The sequence below is a fragment of the Deinococcus aerolatus genome (assembly GCF_014647055.1).
GTDB classification, from domain to species: Bacteria; Deinococcota; Deinococci; order Deinococcales; family Deinococcaceae; genus Deinococcus; species Deinococcus aerolatus.
Window position 1 is genome coordinate 1 of sequence record NZ_BMOL01000055.1, and the last position, 2,491, is coordinate 2,491.

1 protein-coding gene and 2 pseudogenes are annotated in these 2,491 nt (G+C 57.9%); 1 reads left to right on the forward strand and 2 read right to left on the reverse strand.

The annotated features are described in order from the left end of the window. A partial coding sequence (locus IEY31_RS18440; RefSeq protein ID WP_188974415.1) for an IS5 family transposase occupies positions 1–741 on the reverse strand: 741 nt, incomplete at its 3' end. A 111-nt stretch (positions 742–852) separates the two neighbouring features. Here IEY31_RS18440 and IEY31_RS18445 point away from each other — a divergent pair. Beyond that, positions 853–1,622: pseudogene (locus tag IEY31_RS18445) on the forward strand (IS5 family transposase). Positions 1,623–1,914: 292 nt separating this feature from the next. On the opposite strand, the pseudogene IEY31_RS18450 reads toward IEY31_RS18445, so the two are convergent. Beyond that, positions 1,915–2,415: pseudogene (locus IEY31_RS18450) on the reverse strand (terpene synthase family protein); the annotation flags it as partial. Positions 2,416–2,491 lie beyond the last annotated feature (76 nt).

Sequence of the window (2,491 nt, forward strand, 5' to 3'; positions counted from 1 at the left end):
TCCCTCCAGTGTGCCCGACCCTCTCAACGGGTGGGCCATTTTCTGTCGGGATTTCTGGAGCACTACCAACGCTTTCTCGTCGAACTCCTGGGCCTCCAACCACTCTGGCATGTACCGTTTCAGCTGCCGCCACCACGGGTAAACCACCTCGAATGCGAGGTCGAGTTCCTGACTTGCCCAGTGCTTGAACTGTCCCGCGTACCCCTGGTCAGCCCAGATTTTCTCCAGGGTGGGCAATTCCCCCTTGACGGCTTGGACCAAGAGGCGACCACCGACCCGATCGTGCAGGTTCGCCGGGTGTACGACCACTTTGAGCAACAGGCCCAGGGTGTCGACCAGGATGTGCCGCTTGCGGCCATTGACCTTTTTGTTGCCGTCGAAGCCGCGTGGCCCGCCACTCTCCGTCGTTTTTGCGGACTGACTGTCAATGATCGCAGCGTGCGGATCGGGCGAACGCCCGATTCGCACACGATAGATCCGACGCAAAGCCGTGTTGATCCGCTCCCAGACCCCAGCCAGCCTGAGTTGACGGAAGTGGTAGTACACAGTCTCCCACGGCGGGAACTCGTGTGGCAGCGCTCTCCAGGCGATACCGCCACGCAGCACGTACAACACAGCGTTGACGATCTCGCGTGTCGACCACTTGGGTGGTGCACCTCGCCCTGAACGTGGGGGCCACACCTCGCTCAGCAACCCCCACTCGTCGTCGGTGAGATCGGAACCATACGTCTGAGAGGCCATTCCTCATGGTATTTGCTCGCCCAGAGAGGCGTGAAATTCCAAAACGGGCTTTAGAGATCATCCGGAAATTCGATGATAGTGTGCCGCCCGAGAAGGCGGCCCACTCCTGTGATGTGGCTGAACGACGATCAGTGGGCCGTCCTGGCACCTCTTCTTCCTCGACCCGTCAAGCGGACCAAACGAGGACGGCCTCGCCGTCCTGACCGTGAGGTTCTGGACGGCATCCTCTGGGTCTTGCGGACCGGGGCACAATGGGATGCTCTTCCCAAAGGTGAGTACCCTTCTAAGACCACGTGTCACGACCGCTTTCAGGAGTGGAACGAACAGGGCGTGTTTCCGGCCGTCCTGGCCGCGCTGTACGAGATGATCGAGGAGCTACAGCTCCTCGATCTCCGGGAAGCGTTTGTAGACGGCACGTTCAGTGCCGCCAAAAAGGTGGCGCAGATGTTGGTCCCACCAAGAAGGGGAAGGGCACCAACATCATGATCATGGTGGACGCGAATGGCGTGCCACTCGCGGTGCATACTTGCAGCGCCCGTCCCGCCAAAGTGAAGCTGGTCCACGACACCCTCGATGGTTCCTTTGGGATGGATTTTCCGAAGCGCTTGATCGGAGATAAAGCGTATGACAGCGATGGATTGGACGCCGAGCTGGCAGCACTTGGAATTTCGATGATCGCGCCTAATCGACGGAATCGGCGAAAAACCCAGGATGACAGACCACTGCGCCGCTATAAGCGGCGCTGGAAAGTAGAGCGGACGATCGCATGGCTCCAGGGCTTCCATCGTGTCCGTACTCGCGACGAGGTCAAAGCGCAGAACTTCCCGGGGATGGTTCTGCTGGCCTGCATTGTCATCCTGCTTCGCGTAATTTCCGGATGATCTCTACTGTCAGACAATGTCAAAAACAACCCTATTCTGACGCCTTTTCCACCCTCTGCCTGACGTCCGGTTGGGGTGTACCCCAGCCTGACACACGTTTCCGTATCCCACAGAGACGCCCCCACAGCCTCTCTCCCCTAAATGGTCTTGGACAAGAGAAAAAAGAAAGGATTTATCCGGGTAGAACTACTCTATTCGTCGTGGCAGAACAGGGCAGTCAGACGATGATCTTTCTCACTTGCACGCCACGTCACAGCATCAGGATGGAAAAAACGGTTCAGAGGTATTCAAGTTATTTGGTCAGTTCAGCAACCTGGTAACGCGTAGATCGGCGCGACCAGGTGAGAATGCCCCCGATGCGGGACTTGAGCAGTTGGGCATACTGCCGCACCTGACCATCTTCCTCGACGCCGAAGGAGGGCAGCATCCGCTCAACTTCCAAAAATTCCTCGATTTCCATGTGGTACATCTGGGCAGCCTCATCGAGGGCTGCCTGAACGCTCAGTCCATGGGCCTGCATTAGCACCTGAACCAAGTTGTGCATATCACCTTCTTGCAGCTCCTTTTCCAGCGACAGAACGTCGTTTGACCAGCACACAGCTCGATCAGCCAGTTCCGCCAGACGCTGTACGGCAGGATGATCGCGTAGTGCAGAGGGAAGCTGCACCCCGTCCATGACCTCGATAAAAACCGCATCAATCTTTAGGCCCGCAGTCATGGGCCGCCGATGCAGGTAGGTCTCTAGTTCTGGCACCGCGCCGCTCGCCCGGTTGGTCGCCTCCCAAAGCATCGAATTGAGATAGGTAGTGCTCCAAGAATCCCGTCAAGCGGCGAAGAGAGACTTCGCCGACGCGACCAGTTTATCCCAG